This is a genomic window from Caldicellulosiruptor naganoensis, assembly GCF_026914285.1.
GTDB classification, from domain to species: Bacteria; Bacillota; Thermoanaerobacteria; order Caldicellulosiruptorales; family Caldicellulosiruptoraceae; genus Caldicellulosiruptor; species Caldicellulosiruptor naganoensis.
This window is the reverse complement of sequence record NZ_CP113864.1, coordinates 715491-739010: the sequence shown is the minus strand read 5'-3', so window position 1 is coordinate 739010 and position 23520 is coordinate 715491. Positions and strand designations below refer to the sequence as shown.

Sequence of the window (23520 nt, the reverse complement as noted above, 5' to 3'; positions counted from 1 at the left end):
TTCACCTCTTTGGAATTTGAATTTCAATACTCGTGCCTTTCCCAAGTTCACTATTTATAAAAATTTTTGCCTCTTCCCCATAAAATAGTTTTAGTCTATGATAAACATTTTTCAGTCCCACATGACTTTTGTCTTTGCTATCTAACGACTGTAAGACCTCCTCAAGCTTTTCCTTAGGCATTCCAGCACCATTGTCTGTAACAATTATCTTTATTGTTCCATCTTTTTCAAATATCTTAATTTCAATGGTTCCTTTTCCTATCATTGGTTCAATACCATGCCTAATTGAATTTTCCACAAGTGGCTGGATAATAAACGGAAGTACTTTTGATGAAAGAAGGTCATCTTGAACTTCAATTTTGTAATCTATTTTATTTCCAAATCGGAACTTTTGAATTTCTAAAAATTCCCTAACAATCTCAATTTCTTTTTCCAAAGTTATTAAATCTATTGTCATCTCTATACTTTTCCTGAGCAAATTACTCAGCAAATAAACAACTTGAGCTATTTCATACTGACCTGTACAAAAAGCCTTCATCCTGATAGCCTCAAGAGTATTGAATAAAAAATGAGGATTTATTTGACTACAAAGCATCTCAAACTGGATTTCTCTTTGTTTAGCAATTATTTGCTGTTTTTGTACCTCTGCCAGATACACCTGGTCAATCAGGTTTTTGATATTTTTAGCCATTGTTTTTATATTCTCTGAGAGCTGTCCAATCTCATCATTGCCTAAAATATTTATCTGTGCATCCAAATTGCCATGCGAAATTTCATTCACTTTTTTGTTCAAGATTGCAATTCTGTCAGTTATCAGTTTAGAAAATAAGAGCATAAGAAGAAGTGATACTAAAGAATTAACAAGTATAAGCACAAACGTTATAAAAGTTATTTTGTTGACCCTTTTAAATATCTCTTTCTTCGAGAAAAAGGAAATGACTTTGAGAAAGCTGCTTCCGCTTTCACTTGCACTGATTGTGCCTAAAATTGCCATTGTTCTTTGACCATCAATATTGACATTCTCAATAAGTTTGCCATCTTGAGAGGAAAAATTAAAATTCAGTTTCTTACCAACAAGATCTTTGTCTTTTGCAGCAACGATTATTCCTTTGTCAGTAATAACTAATGTGTTTAAGTGCAATGACAATACTTCCTCAAGCTTTTCTTTCTTTATGTAAATTACCATTACACCTATTCTTTCACCATAAGAGTTTTTTATAAGCCTTATCAAGCTAAAATAATACTGCGGCCGAAATGGATTATTGTCAAACACAAGCTCCCATAAAATCTTCCCATCGCCTTTTATGGCTTCTTTAAACCATTCCTGATTTTTCGTATAATCGTCAACCTTTACAATTTCGCCTGTATCAAGCAATGTGGGATTAAAGGCATAAATTTTTATTGCATGAATATTTTTGTTGTAAATAGACATGAGATTGGAAAGCTCTGTATATGAAATATAATCATCGTATATTTTGGATACATCTTTGTACTCTGTTGAAAGTATATTCAGAAGTTTTTTATCAAGATATAATTTATTAGAAATATCAACAGTATTCTGTACAATATCCATAAGCTTAATTTTTACATCTTCAACATTTTTTCTTGTGTCTTTGATAGCATTTTCCAAAGCAATTGCTCTGAGGTTTAAAAAAAGAATAATCCCCAAAATAGTTTGGGGAATTAAAGCAGAAATCACAAAGGCTAATATGAACTTTTTCTTTATTTTCAAATTTGCAAAAAAGAGCTTCATCTTTTCTCACCTATTTGATTTCTTTAATTTTATTTTAACTAAAACCATGACGGTCAAACAATGGAAAATTTTTAACTCTATTTTTCAATACTCAACAACGCTTCTTTACTTGCTGCTTCTAAAATTACTTCACTCCCATTTTCTTTTTGATTTACAATAGCATTAAATTGAAACTTTAACTTAAGTCCATGGAAAAGAAGTCTCCAAGGCTTTTGAGTATCTCTTAATACATTTATTGAAATTTTGTCATTGTCTCTTTTTACTTCTAACTCAAGTTCTGTCTCGCCATTTGTATTCTTTACAGCTACACAAGCAGTCTTCCCATCCTCCAATTCATATACATTCAATGTTACATTTTGAGCATAGTCATAATCAGGCTTTGTGTCACAACTTCCTATTGGAATTATAGAATTTGGCCTTGCCAAAAGCGGCAAGCTAAAATAATCATGTTTTTCCTTTCTCCACCTGCCACCAACAATCTTTTCACCTGTCAATATGTTTGTCCATATGCCTTCTGGAACATAATACTGAACCTCGCCATCTGGTGAGAAGATTGGAGCAACTAAGAGGCTACTTCCTAACATATACTGTCTATCAAGGTACTCGCATGCTGGGTCATCTGGAAACTCTAACACCATAGGTCGCAAGACCGGAATTCCTTTTTCTGCTGCCTCTACAGCCTTTGCAAAGATATAAGGCATAAGTCTACATCTTAGCTTTGTGAAAAACCTCAAAACATCAACCGCTTCCTCGTCATAAAACCAAGGAACTTTATATACAGTATTCCCATGAAGTCTGCTGTGTGAAGAAAGTAGCCCAAATGCAACCCATCTTTTGTAAAGATCTGGTGTTGCTGTACTCTCAAACCCGCCTATGTCATGACTCCAAAATCCAAATCCACAAAGTGAAAGTGAAAGGCCACCCCTGAGCGTCTCTGCCATAGACTCATATGAAGCCAAACAGTCTCCGCCCCAGTGTACAGGAAATTTCTGGCTTCCTGCTGTCGCTGACCTTGCAAACACAACTGCATTTCCCTTGCCAAACGTTTCTTGAAGCGTCTCATATACTGTCTTGTTGTAAAGATAGGTGTAGTAATTGTGCATCTTTTGAGGGTCTGAACCATCAAAATAAACAACATCTGTTGGAATTCTTTCACCAAAATCTGTCTTAAAACAGTCAACTCCCATTTTAATTAGCTCTTTGAGCTTATCTGAATACCACCTGCACGCCTCGGGGTTTGTAAAATCAACAATTGCCATGCCAGGCTGCCAATCATCTGTCTGCCATACATCACCATTTGGCTTTTTCAAAAAATACCCTTTTTCTTTTCCCTCATCAAAAAGTTTTGAAAACTGAGATATATAGGAATTTATCCAAACACAAATTTTAACTCCCTTTTCTTTTAGACGCTTTAGCATCTGCGAAGGCTCTGGAAAAACTCTCTTATCCCACTCAAAGTCAACCCAGTGCATATCCTTTATCCAGAAACAGTCAAAGTGAAATACATGAAGTGGAATATCTCTTTGAATCATTCCATCTATAAAGCTTGTAACTGTTTTTTCATCATAGTTTGTAGTAAATGAGGTTGTAAGCCAAAGTCCAAAAGACCATGCAGGAGGAAGCTGCGGTCTTCCTGTCAGCCTTGTGTAATTTTCTAAAACATTTTTCATGCTGCTGCCACCAATTATGAAATACTCTAAATATTCACCTTCCACAGAAAACTGGACTCTTTCCACATTCTCAGTGGCAACTTCAAACGATACACGCCCTGGGTCATTTACAAAAACACCATACCCACGGTTTGTGATGTAAAAAGGAATGTTTTTGTAAGCAAGCTCAGAGATCGTACCACCATCTTCATTCCACATATCAACCACTTGTCCGTTTTTAACAAAAGGGGTAAACCTCTCACCCAGCCCATAAACACACTCACCAACACTCAAAGAAAGCTGTTCCCTCATGTAAGCAGTATTGTCAGGCATGATTGCGTAACCAAGATATTTATAACCATTTTTTGTTAGATATTTATCTTCATAGTAATATGTTACTTCCCACTCACCTTTTTTACTAATGGTGGCTTTGAGCTTCCCACTTGTTATTACTATATTATCTGAAAAATCTTCTATCAAAGGACAATATCCTTCTTCTTGATGAAATTCAAAATATGGCTTCTTATCCTTTTGTCCTTTGTAGTGCCAAATCTGCACTCTTATAACATTGTCAAAAGGCGAAGAAAAACGTATAGTAAAAACAGGACCTTGTAGAGTTTGTCCCCTGTTTGTAATGAAGTGAGCTGGTGCAAAAATTGTGACTGAATCTCTCGAAATTTCGTAGTCATATACATGGGCTGGATGATACAATTTTACTCCATCTTTTACACGCCAAAGACCGTCTGTAAATTTCATTTTGTTAATTTCCCCCTTTTCTTAGTTTAAAAACAGTTATTGCTTATGAAAAATTTAGAAACAATCAAGTTTTATTATATAAAACCTCTTTTCTCACTTCTCATACTCTATTGCAAAAAAGTATAAATACCTTGCTCTAATCAATATAGAAAAATGTAAATCTTATCAAAAATAGTGGTTCTTGCTGAAGATAGGTAACTGTTAGTAAGTAGTTAGGGTAAAATGAAAATCATCTTAACATAAGACATTTTTTTTGTATTTAAATGGAGTAACACCAACATACTCTTTAAACACTTTGATAAAGTAGCTCACATTATTAAAACCTACTTCAAATGCAATTTCAGAAATACTCATGTTTGTGTTTTTAATAAGCTCTATCGCTTTTTCAACTCTGAACTTATTTATGTAATCAACTGGTGTAAGATGAGTAATTTCCTTAAAAAGACGACAAAAATAGAATTTACTCAGGTTTGCAAGCTTTGCGAGCAGGTCAATATCTATATCAGATGAATAGTTGGAATTGATAAAATCAAGCGCGGACTTTATTTTTTCAAGTTTCAAATCAAGCTCTCTGTCAGTATTACCAGCTGTTATATATCCCTTATTAAAAAGATTATAAAATATAATGAACAAATAGCCTTTTACTAAAAGCTCATAACCTTTTGGCTTTTCTTTCCACACTGTTATTATATTCGAAATTAGTTCTCCTGTGTGTTCATCTTCAAAACTATTTTGAACAACTAGTTTTCTTTCTAAAATAGACTGCAAATATTTGCTTTTACATATATCTGGACCTTCGGAAAATAGCATGCTCAAACTAAATACAATTGCATAAGGTTCAGGATTATCTTCTGCTTTTCCACCATGAATTGACCCACAGTTGACAAATAAAAACTGTTTCGGTCCTAAAAAATACTCTTTGCCATCTATCCTAAAACTTGCCGTTCCCTTTTCAAGATATACTATTTCAAATTCATCATGCCAGTGAGGTAGAAGAGTATTGTTTTCGTGAACAAATATTTTTTCATATACATTTATAGGAAACACCGCACTGCCATGCTGAACCTTTTCTTTGAGTCTCAACCTCTCATCCATTGCAATTTCCCCACTTTTTTGTATGTTTTCAACAAATGCAATGTATTTATCTCTAATAAATTTTACCACAAGCTCAACAAAATAAAAAGCTGCCGCAGACCAAAATTTGCGGCAGCATTTCACCTATTGAATAATATTTTATCTTTTCATCTTCATAACCTCTTTTGCTTTATTTACAATCTCTTCTGCTGTGAGCTTGTAGTATTTCAAAACATCCTCAGGCTTTCCTGACCTTCCAAACTCATCATTTACTCCAACCATTTTTACCGGTACAGGATAGTTTTGAATCAAAACCTCAGAAACAGCACTTCCAAAACCGCCAAGGATATTGTGCTCTTCTGCTGTGACAATACAGCCAGTGGCTTTTGCAACATCTAAAATCAAATCAACATCAAGTGGTTTTACGCACGGCATATCAACAAGATAAACCGATATTCCTTCCTCTTGAAGCATTTTTGCTGCTTTTATAGCTTCATGGACCATTAGCCCTGTTGCCAAAATTCCAACATCTGTCCCTTTTTGTAGAACAATACCTTTCCCAAGCTCAAGTTTTAGTTCACCTTTCTTGTAAATCTCCTCAACCCCAAGTCTTCCCAAACGAATATAAACAGGGCCTTCATGCTCGATTGCAAGCCTTACACATTCATACGTGGATGCTGCATCAGAAGGAGAGAGCACTACCATCCCAGGAATTACTCTCATCAATGCTATATCTTCAAGCATCTGATGAGATGCACCATCTTCGCCAATTGATACACCTGCATGTGATGCTCCAATCTTGACATTTAGGTGTGGATAGCCAATGGAGTTTCTCACCTGGTCATACGCTCTTCCTGCTGCAAAGACAGCAAATGTGCTTGCAAAAGGAATCTTACCACATGTTGCAAGCCCTGCTGCTGTTGCCATAAGGTCTTGCTCTGCTATTCCTATATTGAAAAATCTATCAGGAAACTTCTTTTTGAAAATCTCTGTCCTTGTGGATTTTGAAAGGTCTGCATCAAGTACAACAATGTCTTTGTACACTTCACCAAACTCAGCCAGTGCTTGACCATATGCTTCCCTTGTTGCTATTTTTGCCATCTTATCCTTGCACCTCCAAACTTTCTAGCTGCTTTTGTAGCTCCTCTAAAGCTTTTTGTGCCTGCTCTTTATTAGGAGCTGTACCATGCCAGCCTACTTCATTTTCCATAAATGATACACCCTTGCCTTTTACTGTTTCAGCAATAATGATTGTGGGTTTCCCTTTTATTGTCTTTGCTTCGTTTACAGCCTTTTCAATCTGGTTAAAATCATGCCCATCAATTTTTATAACATGCCAGCCAAATGCCCTGAATTTTTCATCAACAGGCTCGGGGGACATAACCTCTGTGATTTTACCATCTATCTGAAGGCCATTGTGATCTAAAAATGCTGTGAGATTGTCAAGTTTGTAATGTGCAGCTGTCATTGCAGCTTCCCAAATTTGTCCTTCTTGGATTTCGCCATCGCCGAGCAAAACATATACTCTATAATCCTTTTTGTCAAGCTTTGCAGCCAGTGCCATTCCATTTGCAACAGACAATCCCTGACCTAATGACCCTGTTGACATTTCCACCCCGGGCACCTTTTTCATATCGGGATGGCCCTGCAGACTTGAATAAATCTGCCTAAAACCTTTTAGCTCCTCCTTGCTTATGAAACCCTTTTCAGCCAAAACCGCATATAAAAGAGGTGATGCATGCCCTTTAGAAAGAACAAACCTGTCCCTGTCTGGGTCTTTTGGATTTTTAGGGTCAACGTTCATTTCAACAAAGTAAAGATATGTCAAAATCTCAACACCAGAAAGTGAACCGCCCGGGTGACCAGAGCCAGCTTCAGCTGTTTGAATAATTATGCTCTTTCTTATTTCAGTTGCTATCTTTTTGAGCTCAAGCTCCTTTGCCTTGTCCATCTTATACCTTGAACCTCCCTTACGAAATTTGGATTCTCATTTACCAATTAACTGGTGGTTTACTTCTTTTTTCTTTACATTATACCATTAAATCATTTTTTACTTAAACAGAAAAACCTTCACCTAAAACCTCACGAACATCTGTTAAAATCACAAAAGCTCTTTGGTCAATACTTTTTACAAGTTTTTTGACACGGCTCACTTCATGTCTCTTAACAACACAAAGAAGTACATTCTTCTCTTTCTTTGTCCACATGCCAATACCATGAAGACCTGTAACACCTCTGTCAAGCTCTTTTATAATCTTCTCTGCGATTATGTCTGACTTGTCAGAGATTATTATAAGTGCTTTTGCAAAGTTGACACCTTCTAAGATGGCATCCATTACCTTTGAACATGCAAAAAGGGTCAAAACTGCCCAAAGTCCAAGTTCATAGTTTTTAAATACTATTGATGCCATTGCAATTACAGCAACATCAAGCCCTAAAAGAATCTGTCCAACTGAGATAAAGGAGATAAACTTATGAATTATTCTTGCAAGCATCTCAGTTCCACCAGTTGTTGCCCCATACAAAAGCACAATGGCAAGGCCAAGACCCATTAGCGCCCCACCAAAAACTGAAGCAAGTAGCTTATCATATGTAATACAGGGCAAGAAAGCTGTCAGGTCTGTCAAAACTGAAAGGGCTATTGTACCGTACACACTCTTGACTCCAAAATCTACTCCAATTGTCTTCACACCCCAGATAAAAGCAGGAATGTTCAAAGCAAGCATTGTCATACCAACAGGAAGCTTGTAGTGCGAAACATAATACACAACTGTTGCAATACCAGAAAATCCACCAGCTGCAATCTTGTTTGGAACAAGAAAGAGGTTTAAAGACAGTGCAACCAAAAGTGAACCAAATGTTATTGCAGCATATTCATATATTACCCTGAAAAATCTTTTAGTCATTTATCTTCCTCCAAATACCCTGGTTTTTAAAACAACAAGTACAAATTTAGGCAGAGAAAGCATTCTTTTAAACCTCCATGGCTGAGTAATTAGCCTATAGAACCATTCAAGACCAAGTTTTTGGAATATCTTGGGTGCTCTTTTTACCTCACCGGACAAAACATCAAAGCTGCCACCAACACCCATAATAAGTTTGCAATTTAGCTTCTTTTTATTTTTGTAAATCCATTCTTCTTGCTTTTTCATGCCCATTGCAACAAAGACTACGTCTGCCTTTGAAGATTTTATAAGCTCTATCACCTTCTCGTTTTCTTCTTGTGAAAAATAACCGTGGTGTGTACCACAGATACTTAAGTTTTTAAAAATCTTTAAAAGATTTTCTTTTGCCTTTTCAGCAACTGAAGGCTTTGCACCAAGTAAAAACACCCTTTTTTGTTGTCTTTCAAGCTCTGGCATTAGCGCCATCATCAGGTCAAAGCCAGTAACCCTCTCATACAGTTTTTCACCAAAATATTTTGACGCCCACACAACCCCAATTCCATCTGGAACATTTAAATCGCTTGAGTTTAGAATCTTTTTAAACCTTTCATCCTTTTGCGCAAGCATAATCATTTCCACATTTGGAGTAAAAACAATATGGGGTGATGAGGAATTTAAAAACTCAAGACACTTTTCTTTTGCCTTTTTAAAGTTCACACAGTCAATCCTCACACCTAAGATGTTTATGCTGTCTTTCTTTTTAATATTATTTAAAGCATCTTTTAATATCTCAAAAGCCTTTTCAGCTTTCTGAGTCATGTTTTTTGTAATTTCATCAATCTTTTTTGCTGCTCTTCCATCAGATAGCATATATTGAATGCTAATTAGCACATTGTTTACATCGAAACTGTCTACATGTCCTGCAGGTTTAAACCCATATATTTTTAAAAAACTGTCAATCTTTGGGTCATAGGAAATACCAATGAATCTAACACCCATCTTTGCTGCAAACACAAGAGCGTGAAGTCTCATCCCAACTACTAAATCCAATTTCTTAAAAATCCCTAAAAGCTCATGAGGGGATAGCTTTTCACTTAGCACGTATGGTCTATTTTTCATCTTTGAGACAATCTCATTTATCTTGATTATGTCCCATTTGCCCTGAAAAGGGATAAATATAACATTGTACCCTTCATTTTCTATAAGAATGTCAGCAATCTTTGCAATTTTGTCAGTCATATTCTTTTCCTTTTTCCATTTCCTTACCACAATGCCCACTGTTTTTTTGCTAAAATCTATTTTATACTCTTCTAAAAGTTTTTGAATTTTTTGCTCACAGCAAGGATTCAGTAAAAAGGCAGGGTCTGCTGAAAGTTCAATCTCTTTATTTATCTTTAGCTTATGCAAAAAATCAAATGAGTCATAGTCTCTTACTGTAATATAATCTGCAAGTTTTATTACATGTTTGAAAAGAAGTATATTATACCACCTTTTAATGGGTCCAATTCCCTGAGAAAAAATAAAAACTTTTTTGCCAAAAAGCTTTGCAAGAAAAATCTGAAAAAGGTAATAATAAAGACTTCTGTTACTCGTCTCATTTTGAAAAAGACTTCCCCCGCCAGAAATAAAAATGTCACATCTCTTTATTGCTTTTATAACAGAAGGAATCTTTTTCCTGTTCACAGACTCCACATTATAGATCTTTGATGTAAGCTCTGGTCTTGAAGACAACACAACTATATTCAAACTGCTATTGCTCTCTCTTTCATATTCTTTTAGTTTATCAACCAAAACCCTTAGGATTGCCTCATCACCAGTATTTAATTGTCCATAATATCCCGATATAACAATATCTTTCATTTGCTTTTCTCACCCAAAATTAAAATATTGGTTTTGAACAAAGTTCAAATTATTTGCAGAGAATAATCTATGGAAAACTTAAAAATCACATCAATATTGGAGGTATATAAGATGCCAGATAGAATAACCTGTAATGTCTCTGATTGCATGTACTGGGACAACAAAAGATGTACAGCACCTTCAATTGAAGTATCAGTTGATGGTGGTGGCTCTACAGCTCACGGCACAAAAGAAAAAACAAATTGCCACACATACACCTTAAGAAGATAAAATTCCTATCTTTTGACCTCACTTCCGTAAGGACAGACCCTCATGCATATGCCACAAACCTGGCCACGCCCTATATACTTAAACTTTTCCTTCATGTAAGTGCTACACGCATGGGGGTCTATCATCTCATTTCTATCAATGCCCAAGTACCATGTACTTCCACGAAGTGCCTGTGCTGGGCAGCTTATAATACAGAGATTGCACTGTCCACATTGAGGCTCTATTATATGATTTTCAATCTTTTCTTCTGGTTCATATGTTGTAAGTATTGTTCCAAGCCTTACCCTCGGACCAAATCTATTGTGAACAAAAAGGTTGTTTTTCCCTATAAAACCCATGCCAGACAAAACTGCTCCTATTTTGTGAGATAAAACTCCTGAAAAACCGTTGTCCTTGCCATGGACGCTCTGTGATGCAGCAACACTCATCGCAAAATAGCCTTTTGACTCTAAAAATAATACTCCTTTTAAAGTCAAAAGGTCAATGAGGTTATTTACTGCCTTGTAATGGTGGTAATATGTAAATGTGGGTGAATCCACAATTTCATTTACAATAGCGTCAGAAAGTCTCACAACCACAGTTATGCAGGTTTTAAACATTTTTAGTTCAGCTGGAAGGTATTCATGTATATTTGAAATACCAACGTCACTTGCACCTTCTTTAATTAGCATTTCCTTTAATTCTTTTAAGATCATATTAAAAATCACTCTCTTTTTTTAGAATATAAAATCAAATACTTCTTCTATATTTGACATTGCATATATCTTCATCCCAAAATCTGAAGACAAATTTTCTGAATTCCTCTTTGGAATTATTGCTCTCTCAAAGCCAAGTTTTTTAGCCTCATTTAGCCTTTTTTCAATGCTATTTACTGCTCTAATCTCGCCGGTTAAACCCACTTCACCTATTAACACATTATCTCCAATTGGCACGCCCTTATAACTTGAGGCAATTGCACACACAATTGCAAGGTCTGCCGCAGGTTCTGTAACCTTAAATCCACCTGCAACATTCACATATATATCCTGAACATTTAAAGGAAGACCAACTTTTTTTTCAAGTACTGCACAAAGCATTACACACCTGTTATAGTCAATTCCGGTCACAGTCCTTCGTGGTGTACCAAAAGATGTCGGGGTGGTCAGTGCCTGAATCTCCAATAAAATAGCGCGCGTCCCTTCAATTGCGGAGTAAATAGCAACTCCTTCTACATTGTAGCTACTCTCTAAAAAGAGGCTTGAAGGATTTTTTACCTCAACAAGCCCGCTATCGGTCATCTCAAATATTCCAAGCTGGTTTGTTGGTCCAAATCGGTTTTTGTAAGCTCTTATAATTCTAAATGTATTAAATCGCTCACCTTCAAAATACAAAACACAGTCAACCATATGCTCTAAAACCCTTGGTCCGGCAATAAGTCCGTCTTTTGTAACATGTCCAACAATTACAATTGTAATTTTTAAGCTTTTTGCCAGCTTCAAAAGTTTCATTGTCACATCTCTTACCTGTGTAACACTTCCCGGAGCTGATTGATTATCTGGAATATACATTGTCTGAATAGAATCTATTATGATAAACTCTGGTTTTAGTTCCAAAATCAGTTTTTCAACAAGGTCAAAGTTTGTCTCACACAAAATCTCAATATCACCATTTATTTTTAGCCTTTCTGCTCTGATCTTTAACTGGTTTGCCCCTTCTTCACCAGAGACATATAATACCTTCATCCTCTTGCTCAAGATACTTCCAACCTGCAAAAGCAAAGTTGACTTCCCTATCCCTGGCTCCCCGCCAAGCAAAATCAGCTCACCTTTGACAAAACCTCCACCAAGGACACTGTCAAGCTCATCAATTCCACATAAAAACCTCTCTTCTTCTGTTGCGACATCTGAGAGCTTTAAAGGTGTCAAATTACTTTGTTGAGGTTTTGTAATATCTTTTTTCTTATCCTCTACGTATTCTCCCACTAACGTGTCCCAACTTGAGCAATTTGGACATCTTCCAAGCCACTTTGAAGTCTTGTAGCCACATTCTTGACAGACATAAACCATTTTCAATTCAAATCACCTTTTCTTTAAATCCATACGATATATTTTTATCATATTTTCACCTATTAATAAAGAGTTATGATATAATCTAATTGATGGGTATGGTAAAAATGAGGAGGTTTGTTTTTAAAAAATGAAGGTCTTGCATTTAATAAGCGGTGGGGATACTGGGGGCGCAAAAACACATATCATAAACCTTTGTTCAAAACTAAAAAATCTGGTTAAGCTGAAGATTATTTGTTTTATGTATGGACCATTTTATGATGAGGTAAAAAATGCTGGAATTGACATAGATGTTATCCCGCAACGTTCACGATTTGATTTGAGTGTTGTTCACAAGATATATCAAATGATAGAGCATGAGGGGTACGATATAATTCACTGTCACGGGGCAAGGGCAAACTTTATCGGAATGTTTCTCAAAAGGAAGGTCAAAAACATACCTTTTATAACAACAATACATAGTGATTTTGACTTGGATTTTCAGGATGTGTTTTATAAAAGGATTATTTTTTCGTACTTGAACAAGGTCTCACTAAAAAGGTTTGATTATTTTATTTCTGTTGGGTCTGCCTTAATCAGCAAGATTAAAAGTTTAGGAATAGATGAAGAAAGAATCTTCCTTTTATACAACGGATTTGACTTTGCCAAAGAGATAAGTTTTGAAGAAAAAGATACATTTTTGACAAGATACATCGACAAATCCCTGTATCAATCTAAAACAATTGTGGGAAACTTAAGTAGGTTATACAAAGTAAAGGGATTGGATGTTTTTATTAAAGCTGCAAACTTGGTTGTTAAAGATAATCCTAATGTGATTTTTCTAATTGGTGGAAGCGGTCCTCAGAAGGAATTTCTTCAAAATATGATAAATGAGTTTAAATTGAATGATAGAGTTTTTTTGCTTGGGAACATAAAAAATCCATATGATTTTTTCAATGCAATAGATATAAATGTAATTAGTTCATATTCAGAGACATTCCCATACTCAATCTTAGAGGCAACAGCTCTCGAAAAATGCTGTATCTCAAGCAAAGTAGGTTCTGTGCCTGACCTTATTGAAGATGGTGAAAACGGCTTCTTGTTTGAGGTAGGAGATTATAAAGAACTTTCTAAAAAAATAGAAACTCTTTTAAATAACAAAGAACTTATTACAACTTTTGGCATAAGACTTTCTCAAAAAGCAAAAGAAAAGTTTTCTGCTGAGAACATGGCAAAAACGCAATTTGAGATTTACAAAAAGATTATGCAAAAAAGATAAAGGGCTACCTTTTGCAAAAACTTTTACTAAGCAGGTAGCCCCTTTGATTTTTGATGTTTTTTAAAACTTCTAAATTTTTACATTTCTTTCTTTGCTGCTAATTCTGATAACCTCACTTACCTCTGAGACAAATATCTTTCCATCACCTGGGTTGCCAGTTGAGCAGCACTCCAGAATAATGTCAATCACCTTTTCAAACTTCTCATCACTCACAATAATCATCACAAGAACTTTCGGAAGAAGATCAACGGTATAGCTTCCAGCTCTCCACTGCAGGGTAATACCACGCTGTATACCTCTTCCTTTTACTCTCATAACTGTCATACCATAGATTCCTTCTTTTTCTAAGCACTCCTTGAGGTCATTTAGCTTTTCTTCCCTGATAATAGCTTCAATCTTTTTCATTTCAAAACACCCCCAAAATTAAATTCCGCCATAAGCTTCTTCGCCATGCTGGGATATGTCAAGCCCAACTGTCTCCTCTTCATATGTCACAGCAAGCCCAACTGTATTGTCAAGAATTTTCGCTATTACAAATGTAATTACAAATGTAAAAGCCCATACAACAGCTACAGAAATTAACTGTACTAAAAATAGCTTAAAGTTTCCAAATATCAAACCATCATTTCCGCTAGGGTTTATCGCCTTGCTTGCAAATATGCCTGTTGCTATTGCCCCCCAAGTTCCACCCATGCCATGGCATGCCCATACATCCAAAGTCTCATCAAGTTTTAGTCTTTCGCGAAGTCTTATAAAGTAGAATGAGATTACAGATGCAACTGCACCTATTACAATTGCTGAAAGAGCATTTACATAACCTGATGCAGGTGTTATTGCAACAAGCCCAACAACCGCACCTGTTGCAATTCCAATTGCACTTGGTTTTTTGTAAAGCCAGCTTATAATCATCCACGAAACTGCAGCAGAAGCAGCAGCAACATTTGTCACTACAAATGCGTTGACACCAATCTCGTTTGCAGCAAGACTGCTTCCACCATTGAACCCAAACCATCCAAACCAGAGCAAAAACGCCCCAAGTAATGTAAGTGGTACATTATTTGGTTCCATCTGAACTTTACCAAAATCTTTCCTGGGTCTTAGTACAAGTGATAGTGCTAAAGCTGACACACCAGCAGTAATGTGCACAACAGTGCCGCCTGCAAAATCCAAAGCGCCCAAGTCTTTGAGCCATCCACCTTTTGCCCACACCCAATGTGCAACAGGGTTGTAGACAAACAGAGCCCATAGTAGTGTAAAGAGTATATAACTGCTAAATTTTATTCTTTCTACATACGCACCTACAATTAAAGCCGGGGTAATTACAGCAAACATCATTTGAAATGCCATAAACAAAAGGTGTGGGATTGTGGCTGCATAGTCAGGATTTGGTTTATACCCCACATTCCTCAGTCCTGCCCAATCTAAGGTGCCAATCAAACCAAACCTGTCAGGGCCGAATGCCATGCTGTAGCCAACCAGTACCCATTCAATGCTAATTATCCCCAAAGTCAACGCTGACATGGTAATTGTGGAAAGAAGGTTTTTTCGTCTGACCATACCACCGTAAAAAAGACCTACCGCCGGTGTCATCAGCATAACCAAAGCAGTTGAAATGAGTACCCATACAATATCAGCATAGTTCATCCAAAACACCCCCAAATCTTATTTTGAAAGTCTATATCCGCCTAAAATGCAAAATGGGGACATACCATTTTTGGTATGCCCCCATTGGCAATTACATTTCTATTATATTCTCTTCTTTGTGAATTGTCAATAGGTGAAAGAGAAAAATTTCTAAATTGCAAAAATAAAAGCTCCTTGAAAAAGGAGCCGCCAAAACTTTCTTATCTTTTTGAGAACTGGGGTGCTCTTCTTGCTTTCTTGAGACCGTACTTCTTTCTTTCCACCATACGTGGGTCTCTTGTGAGAAATCCTGCTTTCTTCAAAACAGGTCTTAGGGTTGGGTCTGCAAGCACTAAAGCTCTTGCAATACCATGCCTTACAGCACCTGCTTGGCCAGAAAGCCCGCCACCTTTAACCTTTGCAATTACATCATATTTGTTGAGTGTTTCAGTAAGTGTCAATGGCTGCTTTACAATAATTCTCAATGTCTCAAGAGGAAAATACTCTTCCATGTTCTTATCGTTCACAATAATTTTGCCATTTCCAGGTGAAAGCCAAACCTTTGCAACAGAAGTTTTTCTTCTACCAGTTGCATAGTATTTTATCTGTGCCACTTTCATATCCTCCCCTAACTAAAACTAAATTTCCAGCACTTCTGGCTTTTGTGCCGCATGTGGATGATTTGGTCCTCTGTAGACCTTGAGCTTTCTCATGAACCTATCTCTCAGCCTATTTTTAGGAAGCATTCCGCGCACCGCAATCTCAATTGCCTTTTCTGGATGCTTTTCAAGAAGTCTGCGATATGGTACGAACTTAAGTCCCCCAGGATATTTTGTATGATATCTGTATCCATCCTTGTCAAGCTTTTTACCTGTCAAAACAACCTTCTCAGCATTTACCACAATTACATAGTCCCCAGTGTCAACATTAGGTGTAAACTGGGGTTTATGTTTTCCTCTCAAAATCACAGCAATTTTAGCTGCAAGCCTTCCCAGCGGTTTTCCTGTTGCATCTATCACATACCACTTCTTTGGAACTTCATTTGGCTTTGCAAGGTATGTCTTCATCGCTCTTGTTTTCACTCCTTTTAAAATTTTGTTTTCTGAAAATCTATGTTATCAACTCATACTCGGGGCCTCATTTTAAAACATTAAATATTCTAATACATTATATTGTCAATGTCAATTGCTTGGAGAACGATTTTTAACTAAGCATAAGTAAATACTTTTATTTTAAAAATGCAAGGAATTTGACAAGAATTTTGGTAAAATATAAATGTAAACTTCGCATTGATAAGATTGACAAGAAAGGAGGAAATGTTATTGAAATATTTGGTTGCACCGGATAAATATAAAGGGTCGTTTGACGCTTCAGTTGCATCTGAGATAATAAAAGAAGCTATTATTGAGGTTGACAAAAGCGCAGAAGTTTTTCAGCTTCCGCTTGCCGACGGTGGAGAAGGAACTCTGACAGCTCTGTCTAAAATCTTCGGTGCCAAGATAGAAGAAGTTGAGGTAAATGACCCTCTTTTTAGGAAGATAAAAAGCAGGATAGGATTTTTTGAAGACAAAGCAATTATTGAAATGGCAGAATGTTCAGGACTTCTTCTTTTAAAAGATGAAGAAAGAAATCCTCTTTACACAACAACATACGGTGTTGGCGAGCTCATCAAATACGCAATTTCAAAGAAAGTGAAAGAAATCATCATTGGCATTGGTGGATCTGCAACAAATGATGCAGGAGTTGGGATGCTAAATAGCCTTGGCATGAAATTTCTGGACGAAAATGGAAATGAGTTAAAACCAATTGGGCAAAACTTGGTAAAAATAAAAAAGATTGATGATTCAGAATTTTTGAAAGATGTTCTTAAGATAAAATTTACAGTTTTGTGTGATGTTACAAATCCACTTTATGGAGAAAACGGTGCAGCGTATGTGTTTGCACCCCAAAAAGGGGCAGACGAAAATGCTGTAAAGCTTCTTGATATGGGACTTAGGAATTTTGCAAATGTTGCCAAAGAGTATCTCGGAAAAGATTTATCGCTGTCAAGCGGAGCTGGTGCTGCAGGGGGATTAGGATTTGCACTTTTGGCTTTTTTGAACGCTCAATACGTATCAGGAATAGATTATATACTCAGCGCTTCAAATGCAGAAGAACATGTCAAGTGGGCAGATATTATCATCACCGGTGAAGGAAGATTTGACAGACAAAGCCTATCTGGAAAATCTACAATTGGAATTGCAAGACTTGGGGCAAAGTTCGGCAAAATGGTAATTGTTATTTCAGGTTCTATTGATTGTCCTTTTGAAGAATATTCAAAAGAAGGCATAACTTCAATTTTCTCTATCGTTGATATGGCATCATCGCTTGACAGATGTCTCAAAGAAGCACCACGGCTTTTGAAAGAAACTACAAAAAGTATTGTGAATTTGATTTTAAGGGCAAAAAAACTTTAAAAAGCAGATAAAACCATCAGGGCTATCCCGTTTTTTTTGGAATAGCCCTGAAAAAGGAAAGTTTTTACTTTATACAAAAACAATGTGGATATCCTGTGCTGGAGTACTTCTCTGGCAATTTGATTATCAGTGCGTTATCGAGCTGTTCAAATTCAAGCTTATCTTCAAAACCCAAAAGTTTTACCTCTTTGACAGAGATACCGCTTGACAGTCCCAAACTTTTGATGATTGCTCTGTTATCTTCTGGATACTTCATTTGAAAAGCAAAAATTTTCCCTTCTTTTTGTGTAAATCTAAAATCTTCTTTTGTCCACTCGAGCTTTTTCTCCTGGAAAGCTCCACCTTGAGCTTTTGTCGGACCTTCTCCATATCTTATCCATGGACGTGTTGCATATATGGCTTCTGCGTTTACTTTCATCCATTTTGCAATCTCATCAAGAATATAAAGACACTCATCATCCAGTGTGCCATCTGGTTTTTGTGGAATGTTTAAAAGAAGGTTTCCACCTTTGCTGACAATATCAACAAGCATTTCAATTACCTGCTCAGCAGTTTTATATACAGCTCTTACATCATAAAACCAGCCACCTACACATGTATCTGTCTGCCATGGATGAGGTAGAATATCTTCGGCTGCTCCACGTTCAATGTCCAAAACACCAATTTTATACACATCCGGATTTGTGTCTTTTTGAGTGTACACTGCTTGATTTATACCACCGTGATTCTTGGCACTTGTATTGTAAAGATGCGCAACTATACTCAGACCAATCTCACCAAATGGAACACCACCATCTGAATACAAAAAGTCTGGTTCATACTGGTCGATTAAATCTTTTATTCTTAAAAACCATTTCATATGCCACTGTGCACTTTGTGAGTACCAATTGACAATCTTTCCATGCTGTTTTTCTAGCTCATACTCGTCCTTATTTGGGTGATAAAAATCCTCATGGGCAGGGTCATTTCCATCATATGGAACACCCTTATATGGTCCTTTTGAATCACATCCTTTGCTTGGTGCAAACCATGAAAAGCTTGCTGCTAAATGTTCTGATACACCAAACGGAAGCCCTCTTTCCCTTGCAGCCTTTGCCCACATTCCAACAATATCTTTTTGGGGACCCATATTTACTGCATTCCACCTATGGTATCGGGAATTCCAGTTATCAAAGTTATCGTGGTGAACAGCCTGAGCAACAAAATATTTTGCCCCTGCTTTTATATACAGATCAATTAATTCCTCTGGATTAAACTTTTCGGCCTTCCACATCTGAACAATGTCTTTGTAACCTACTTTTGATGGATGCCCATACTTTCGCCAATGATAGTAATACTGTGGCTCTCCTTCTCTATAAATATTGCGTGCATACCAGTCCCCATACATAGGAACCGATTGAGGCCCCCAGTGCGCCCAAATACCAAACTTGGCATCTAAAAACCATTGAGGACATTTGAATTGTCGTAAAGATTCCCATGTTGGTGAGAATGGACCTTGTTGGATGGTTTTTAAATACTCCTCCATGTGTAAAAGACCTCCTTGTACACAAATTATTTCTTATAAAGTGGCCCAAAATTTTTGCATGCTCTAAAATCTGCACCTTCTAAGTCTTCTGTTCCAAAAGCACTCCAAGCACTCGGTCTGAATATTCTTTCTTCTTCTACATTGTGCATGCAAACTGGAATCCTTAAAATAGATGCCAATGTGATAAACAAATCATCCACATGTCCATAGGTTATTGCACAATGATTTGCTCCCCAGTTTTCCATCACAGAGTATACGCTCTTAAACGCTCCCTTGCCAGTTAGTTTTGGAACAAACCATGTGGTTGGCCATGTCAAGTCTGTCCTTCTGTCAAGTATTTCATGAACATTTGGAGGAAGTTCTACTGTCCAGCCTTCTGCAATCTGAAGAACAGGTCCCAACCCTTTAACAATATTTAATCTTGAAATTGTAACAGGCATACCACCTCTTGTCACAAATTTTGTTGAAAATCCGCCACCTCTAAAATAGCCCAAATTTGCATAATAGAATCTTGTTGCTTCTAAACACTTTCTAACTTCTTCTTCAGTGATTTCCCAGAAAGGTTTTATAGCAGGCTTGCCGTCAATCTCTTGCTGACCTGTTCCGTCCAGTGCTGCTGAACCTGAATTTATAAGATGAATAACCCCATTTTCCAAAAGTCCTTCTGGTTTCCATCCAGTGACTCTATAAATAGCACCTTCGCTCCAATATGTTCGAACGTCTGCAAAAATTTGAGCTGTATTCGTAAGAAGATGCCCAAATAACATACATACACCGTTTAAGCTATCATTCTCAGTTGCAAGTATGTAGGGCTGTCTCAGTCCATTCCAGTCAAATGAGGAGTTGAGAATTGTTTCCATAAAATCACCGTTTGGAAAATGATCTGTCCACTGCCGCTGTCCTTGAAATCCTGCTAAAATTGCATTATGTCCAAGTGCTCCTTCGGGATAACCTAATGCTTCAAGTTTTTTGTTACCAACCATTAAATCTCTCGTTATTATAGCCATCTTGACTACAAATTCCCATACCTCATCCTTCTTTTTTCTGTCAACTCTTTTCTCTGGTGGATTAGGATCTTCTCGTTCCTTACAATTATTCCTCACCCACTGTATTGCTTTTCAAATTCTTCTTGGTCGTATATCTTTTCTTCTATTCGCCTTATTATCTCTGACATGTCAACATACTCAACTCTCATCCCAAGATAATCCTCAAAAAAAGTCAGGGTCAACAATAGAACCCGCAATTCCCATCGATACGTTTCCAATTGAAAGATAGGACTTATTTTTCATTATAGAAACTGCTAAAGCACTTTTTACAAACTTTAAAATCTTTTCTTGGACATCTTGAGGAACTGAAAAATCATCTTTGTCTTGAACATCCTTCCCATATATCTTAAAGACAGGTAACCCTTTTTGATTGTGAGCGGCCGACACTGCAGCAAGATATACAGCACCCGGTCTTTCTGTACCGTTAAATCCCCATACAGCTTTTGGAATATCCAGTGTCATATCCATTGTTTCTGAACCATAACACCAGCAAGGTGTGATTGTTATAGAAAGGCCTACTCCCTCTTTTTTGAAAAGTTCATCTGCCATTCTTGCCTCAACAACACCACCAATACACCGAGGAGGGAGCACACACTTTACTTTCTCGCCATTTGGCAAATAAACATTCTTTTCAATAAATTCTGCTACCGATTTTGCTAATCTCCACGTCTGCTCTTCTAAAGACTCTCTTACTCCACCATATCTTCCATCTATAGTTGGTCTTATACCCACCTTGGGGTAATCTTCAACAAATCTTTTTTCACCTATGAAACATTCAATCTTTCATTTGACATTTTTGCTATTTCTCCTTTCTTTCAGTTTTTGAGATCCAAAACTATATTGGCAAAATGGAAGGAAAGTATATGAAACGTTTAGCTTTTGTTTTAGAAAAATAATTATAACGCTATTCATTCTGTCTTTAAAGTATATATGCTATTGTATATATGCTATTTTACAACTTGTCAATATTTAACTAATTTTTTGCACCAAGCTTTTATATAATTGTCCGTTAGTCCTAATTGTATATCGCAATTTTCTATTTACTATAAAAATAGAAAGTTAATTATCACTAAAACTCTCTCACCATATGCTAAACGTTTCACAAACCATGACAAAATGAAAATTTTATTTTTGATTTTATTATATTCTTTGATACATTCCTTGTCAATAACAAATAAATTGAATAAAAAATAAGTCAAAAACACTCTAAATCATCTTAAAACCAATAAAATCAACACTTGACCTCTCGTATAGATTTTTTTATCAAAAGTTGTGCATCCAACTTTTTAAAGAGAGGAAAATCGCTTTTATCACCTTTTAGTCTCTTTAAAATAAGTTCAGCCGCAGCCTTGCCAATTTCCTCTGTTGGTTGTAGCACTAAAGATAGTGGTGGTTTTACCATTCTTGCTATTTCAATGCTGTCAAATCCAATAACAGAAAGTTCATCGGGAATTTTGACATCCTTTTCATTCAGAGCGATTATACTCCCTACAGTCATATCGTAATTTGTGATGAATACTGCAGTAGGAGGATTATCTTTCTCTAAAAGCTCCATCATCTTTTTAAATCCTGATTCCATACTGTGATAATCACTAAATTTTATATACTCCTCATCTATTTCCACGTTATAATCCTTGTGTGCCTCAATGTAACCTCTCAGCCTTTCCTTTGCTGTATAAATATTTTGTGGACCGCATATTATGCCAATTTTTCTATGTCCCATAGTGATAAGTTTTTCTACCGCTTTGTATGAAATTTCAAAATTGTTTACAACAATTGTGTCACACTCATAATCTGGAATTGGTCTATCAATTGCTATTATTGGAATATCTCTTTTTACAATTTTTCTTATATCACAGCCCCTCAAAGAAGTGGGAACAACTACAAGAGCATCTACTCTTTTTTTATAAAGAAAATCAAATCTCTCCTTTTCCAATTTCTCATCATCTTTATAGTCGCACACAACAACGCTATAGCCTGTTTCAAGCAAGATTGTTTCCAAACTTGAAATAATAGTGCTAAAAAACTGTTCAAATACAGGTATAAGCACACCCACGGTCATAGTCTTGTTTGTCCTCAAGCCTCTTGCAATCTCATTCACTTCAAAATCCAAGGCTTTTATGGCTTCTTCAATCAATATTCTATTTTTTTCAAGCACATTTCCTCCATTTAAGTATTTTGAAATTGTTGCAATTGACAAGCCTGTGTAGCGAGCAATGTCTTTGATGGTGGCTGGAATTTTTATCACCTTCTTTTGGGTAACTATTTTGCTATTATTTTATCACTATAAAGTTTTTTAAATCAACAATTTTACAACATGTATAATAGTGTCAAGCAGAATGCTAAAAATAAATTTTGCTTTTTGAATAACTATGCGAAAAACTTTTTGAGTAGCTTATTGATGTTTTAAATACAAAATTTATGTTACAAAAAGGTAGTTTATAATTTAGAAAACTGCACACAGAGCAAAAAGCCTCTATGCTCTGTCTCAGGCATAGAGGCTTGTAGTATTTATTCAACTATAAACGGCAAAAGTGCCAAGATTCTTGCTCTTTTAATTGCCCTTGTTAGCTGTCTTTGATGTCTTGCACAGTTTCCTGTTGTTCTTCTTGGCATGATCTTGCCTCTTTCAGTAAGGAACTTTTTCAATCTATTTACATCCTTGTAGTCTATGTCGTATATTCTTTCAACACAAAAAGAACAAACCCTTTTCTTTTTCTTCTGTCTTGAGCTTACCTTTTCTACAGTCTGAGTAGTTTGGGTTTGGGTCTGATTTTGATTTGTCAACCATCTTCCCTCCTTTTTCAGTTTTTTACTTTTATTTAAAACGGCAAGTCATCTTCTGGATTTTCGTCAAGTTCCAGTTTCGAAGAGGTATCTATATCTTCCTCAAAGAAGTTTTCAAGCTCACTGTCAAGTACCTCTTCGTCTAAGTCTGGCAGGATATCTTCCTCTTTTACATCTGCTTCAGCCTCTGCTGGAACATCTTTTGGCTTTGGTTCTGCAAAGTATATCTCCTCTGCAATTACCTCTGTAATATAATGTCGTCGATTTGACTCATCATCCCATGTTCTAAGCTGCAGTCTTCCTATTACAACTACCTGCCTGCCTTTTTTTAGGTAATTCTTCGAAAACTCAGCAAGCCTGCTCCACGCAACAATGGGAATAAAATCAGCATCCTGGTCGTTTTCGCGCTTAAATCTTCTATTAACAGCAAGTGTAAAGTTTGCAACGGGGGTATTGTTAGCAGTTAATCTAAACTCAGGGTCGCGAGTTAAGCGACCCATTAAAATAACTTTATTCAAAAAAGCCGCCCCCTC

The 23520-nt window shown here is 36.4% G+C and carries 20 protein-coding genes and 1 pseudogene; 3 read left to right on the top strand and 18 right to left on the bottom strand.

What is annotated here, in order from left to right; genetic code table 11:
• Position 1 precedes the first annotated feature (1 nt).
• The 7 genes from OTJ99_RS03520 to csaB all read right to left on the bottom strand — a co-directional run bounded on the left by OTJ99_RS03520 (position 2) and on the right by csaB (position 9977).
• On the bottom strand, positions 2 to 1753 hold the full coding sequence (locus OTJ99_RS03520) for a sensor histidine kinase (protein WP_045165209.1): 1752 nt from the start codon (positions 1751 to 1753) through the stop codon (positions 2 to 4).
• Between the two features lie 77 nt (positions 1754 to 1830).
• Positions 1831 to 4158 carry an alpha-xylosidase gene (yicI, locus tag OTJ99_RS03515; RefSeq protein ID WP_045165210.1) on the bottom strand — a complete coding sequence of 776 codons (2328 nt, stop codon included), beginning with the start codon at positions 4156 to 4158 and terminating at the stop codon, positions 1831 to 1833.
• Positions 4159 to 4392: 234 nt separating this feature from the next.
• Positions 4393 to 5253, bottom strand: a complete 861-nt coding sequence (locus OTJ99_RS03510; protein ID WP_045165573.1) for an AraC family transcriptional regulator — start codon at positions 5251 to 5253, stop codon at positions 4393 to 4395.
• Between the two features lie 138 nt (positions 5254 to 5391).
• Positions 5392 to 6333, bottom strand: a complete 942-nt coding sequence (locus OTJ99_RS03505) for a transketolase family protein (protein WP_045165211.1) — start codon at positions 6331 to 6333, stop codon at positions 5392 to 5394.
• Position 6334: 1 nt separating this feature from the next.
• The gene (locus OTJ99_RS03500; protein ID WP_045165212.1) at positions 6335 to 7183 is read right to left on the bottom strand and encodes a transketolase; all 849 of its coding nucleotides are present in this window, start codon (positions 7181 to 7183) and stop codon (positions 6335 to 6337) included.
• Positions 7184 to 7286: 103 nt separating this feature from the next.
• Complete coding sequence (locus OTJ99_RS03495; protein ID WP_045165213.1) at positions 7287 to 8138, bottom strand: YitT family protein; 852 nt, start codon at positions 8136 to 8138, stop codon at positions 7287 to 7289.
• Complete coding sequence (gene csaB, locus OTJ99_RS03490) at positions 8139 to 9977, bottom strand: polysaccharide pyruvyl transferase CsaB (protein ID WP_045165214.1); 1839 nt, start codon at positions 9975 to 9977, stop codon at positions 8139 to 8141.
• Between the two features lie 69 nt (positions 9978 to 10046).
• Between csaB and OTJ99_RS03485 the strand changes: the two genes are divergently transcribed.
• The gene (locus OTJ99_RS03485) at positions 10047 to 10247 is read left to right on the top strand and encodes a DUF1540 domain-containing protein (RefSeq protein ID WP_045165215.1); all 201 of its coding nucleotides are present in this window, start codon (positions 10047 to 10049) and stop codon (positions 10245 to 10247) included.
• A gap of 5 nt (positions 10248 to 10252) precedes the next feature.
• On the opposite strand, the gene OTJ99_RS03480 is transcribed toward OTJ99_RS03485, so the two are convergent.
• Positions 10253 to 10942 carry a 4Fe-4S double cluster binding domain-containing protein gene (locus OTJ99_RS03480; RefSeq protein WP_045165216.1) on the bottom strand — a complete coding sequence of 230 codons (690 nt, stop codon included), beginning with the start codon at positions 10940 to 10942 and terminating at the stop codon, positions 10253 to 10255.
• Positions 10943 to 10963: 21 nt separating this feature from the next.
• A complete protein-coding gene (radA, locus tag OTJ99_RS03475; RefSeq protein WP_045165217.1) occupies positions 10964 to 12292 on the bottom strand; it encodes a DNA repair protein RadA in 1329 nt (442 codons plus the stop codon).
• A gap of 130 nt (positions 12293 to 12422) precedes the next feature.
• On the opposite strand from radA, the gene OTJ99_RS03470 reads away from it, so the two are divergent.
• A complete protein-coding gene (locus OTJ99_RS03470; RefSeq protein ID WP_045165218.1) occupies positions 12423 to 13550 on the top strand; it encodes a glycosyltransferase in 1128 nt (375 codons plus the stop codon).
• A 69-nt stretch (positions 13551 to 13619) separates the two neighbouring features.
• Here the strand turns inward: OTJ99_RS03470 and OTJ99_RS03465 are convergent, their stop codons facing one another.
• The 4 genes from OTJ99_RS03465 to rplM form a co-directional block, all read right to left on the bottom strand.
• Entirely contained in the window at positions 13620 to 13955 is a 336-nt protein-coding gene (locus tag OTJ99_RS03465) for a P-II family nitrogen regulator (RefSeq protein WP_045165219.1), read from the bottom strand.
• Between the two features lie 18 nt (positions 13956 to 13973).
• Positions 13974 to 15194: an ammonium transporter gene (locus OTJ99_RS03460; RefSeq protein ID WP_045165220.1), complete on the bottom strand. Its 1221-nt coding sequence runs from the start codon at positions 15192 to 15194 to the stop codon at positions 13974 to 13976.
• 200 nt (positions 15195 to 15394) lie between these two features.
• On the bottom strand, positions 15395 to 15787 hold the full coding sequence (gene rpsI, locus OTJ99_RS03455) for a 30S ribosomal protein S9 (RefSeq protein ID WP_045165221.1): 393 nt from the start codon (positions 15785 to 15787) through the stop codon (positions 15395 to 15397).
• A 24-nt stretch (positions 15788 to 15811) separates the two neighbouring features.
• Complete coding sequence (rplM, locus tag OTJ99_RS03450) at positions 15812 to 16240, bottom strand: 50S ribosomal protein L13 (RefSeq protein ID WP_045165222.1); 429 nt, start codon at positions 16238 to 16240, stop codon at positions 15812 to 15814.
• A 255-nt stretch (positions 16241 to 16495) separates the two neighbouring features.
• Here rplM and OTJ99_RS03445 point away from each other — a divergent pair, with 255 nt between their 5' ends.
• Positions 16496 to 17629 carry a glycerate kinase gene (locus tag OTJ99_RS03445; RefSeq protein ID WP_045165223.1) on the top strand — a complete coding sequence of 378 codons (1134 nt, stop codon included), beginning with the start codon at positions 16496 to 16498 and terminating at the stop codon, positions 17627 to 17629.
• A 64-nt stretch (positions 17630 to 17693) separates the two neighbouring features.
• Here OTJ99_RS03445 and OTJ99_RS03440 read toward each other — a convergent pair whose 3' ends face one another.
• From OTJ99_RS03440 to OTJ99_RS03410, 5 genes and pseudogenes are all read right to left on the bottom strand, one after another.
• Positions 17694 to 19154 carry an alpha-L-fucosidase gene (locus OTJ99_RS03440; RefSeq protein ID WP_045165224.1) on the bottom strand — a complete coding sequence of 487 codons (1461 nt, stop codon included), beginning with the start codon at positions 19152 to 19154 and terminating at the stop codon, positions 17694 to 17696.
• 26 nt (positions 19155 to 19180) lie between these two features.
• Positions 19181 to 20994 (bottom strand): annotated as a pseudogene (locus OTJ99_RS13000) (L-fucose isomerase).
• Positions 20995 to 21431: 437 nt separating this feature from the next.
• Positions 21432 to 22448, bottom strand: coding sequence for a LacI family DNA-binding transcriptional regulator (locus OTJ99_RS03420; RefSeq protein ID WP_045165225.1), 1017 nt, complete (start codon positions 22446 to 22448; stop codon positions 21432 to 21434).
• Positions 22449 to 22711: 263 nt separating this feature from the next.
• On the bottom strand, positions 22712 to 22987 hold the full coding sequence (gene rpsR / locus OTJ99_RS03415) for a 30S ribosomal protein S18 (RefSeq protein WP_045165226.1): 276 nt from the start codon (positions 22985 to 22987) through the stop codon (positions 22712 to 22714).
• Positions 22988 to 23022: 35 nt separating this feature from the next.
• Positions 23023 to 23505 (bottom strand): single-stranded DNA-binding protein, encoded by a 483-nt coding sequence (locus tag OTJ99_RS03410; protein ID WP_045165227.1) that lies wholly within the window; start codon positions 23503 to 23505, stop codon positions 23023 to 23025.
• Between the last annotated feature and the right edge of the window lie 15 nt (positions 23506 to 23520).